General features: G+C 33.6%; 1 protein-coding gene and 1 pseudogene. Both read left to right on the forward strand.

The window, feature by feature from the left end:
* A pseudogene (locus D0T60_RS18400) lies at nt 1–322 on the forward strand (hypothetical protein); the annotation flags it as partial.
* Between the two features lie 207 nt (nt 323–529).
* A partial coding sequence (locus D0T60_RS18405) for a hypothetical protein (RefSeq protein ID WP_163219934.1) occupies nt 530–1,660 on the forward strand: 1,131 nt, incomplete at its 3' end.

A 1,660-nucleotide genomic window follows, 5' to 3' on the forward strand; every position in this document is an offset into this window, starting at 1 on the left:
CACTGTCAGTTGGGCAGTACTATCATTAGGACATGTTTATGAAATAACCTCTCTCTGTGTATGGTTTATGGACAAGAACCGTCCTTTACCCCCTGGTAGTGTCTTTGATCCTTACCGCGAAGCAGACTATCTACGCCGCAAGGAAATGGGGTTCCCAATGCCACTTTATCACAGCGCAATAGAAACCCCCGAATGGAGTGGAGCTGAAGAAAAGTATGGAGATAAAAACGGAAGGCGAAGAGGAAAACTCCTCTTCCATCCGGAGCATAGTACGAATGCTCCTAAAGTAAATAAAAAGAAAAGTCAAAAGAGGAAAAGATGAATAAAAAAACAAAGGATTCGGATTTGAGGTAGCGTAAAGAGCATATTGTTTGGAAATACAAAATGTTGACACAAAATATATTTCAGAAATTGAATCTTAATAGAAAAGAACAAATAAGCATGGATAAAAGAGGAGTGGAAAAACAAGATAATAATACGTGCACGATCAAGTTTGAATACAAATATCAATTCGTGGGGAGGTTATAGAATGAAAAACATGATTTATTGCGTTTTAATAGTATTTACTCTTTTATTGCTTTTGCCTTTAGTCTTAAAAGCAGAAGAGAAACCAACTTCAACGATGTATCAAGATACAATACCTCAAAAAGAATATGGGCTATTTTTCTATCTTACTGATTCATCTGCAGAGAAAACATCTCTTTTTTCGAAGGAATTATTCAAACTAACTCCCCCACTTTCTCCAAAGAGATTAGAGCGACGCATGAAAATGCTATGGGGCTTAAATATTAATGATTATCCCGCAAATAGTAAAATAGTTGTAGGGGGAGATGCTGATACAGGAATACTCTATTTTAGTATTTCGGAAAGGTGTTTCATTATGGAAAGTATTATAAATTCTATTTGGGGAGATGAGGTCCCTGCAAATTACCCTATTGATAAATATGCTTTATATTATCGTTTCATTATGATGAATGATGATGCTGCACTTCAAGAATATTATGAAAAATATAAAGATGATATTCTGGAACATGACTTTTTTCTCACTAGTGATTTCATTACAGGGCATTATACAACTGCTATTTTTGATGTTAAAAAAGAACTTATTGAGTATATTGATAAGTATAAGCGTATCAGAATCTTGGACGTTAATAGTATAAATGGAATGAAAACAAATAGTAAAGTTAAAGAAAAATTAAGCAATTTGAGATTAGATTGCACCTACCTTTATGCTGTAAATGAAATTAAAGAAGGAAGAGAAGTCGTCTTTGATGATATTAATAGTAATGTTTGTTCAGATGATAAAATATTTTTAGATGCAAATTGGACTAAAAGAGTAACAGAAGGTAATTCGGCGGGTCAAATAGGACGTTTACTGTCTGGAACAGATTTATTAAATCCATGGCATCCAATGTTGACAATAGAACAGTCTGCAGCAGCTTGGCTTTCAAATATGATAAGATTTGACAAAAAAGAAGTGAATAGAGCGATAATAAAAGAACTTTGCAGAGATTTAAATTCTACTTCATTCTATTATCGTAAGAGAATGCTAAATTTTAAAGAATCTCTTCTTTCCAACAATTACTATGGCTATACTCTTCTTCGTGAATTCTGCGAAAATCCCATGCGTGAGACTCCCATTCTTGAAAAAATTGGAACA

The sequence above is a fragment of the Bacteroides sp. 224 genome (assembly GCF_010500995.1).
Taxonomy (GTDB): Bacteria; Bacteroidota; Bacteroidia; order Bacteroidales; family Bacteroidaceae; genus Bacteroides.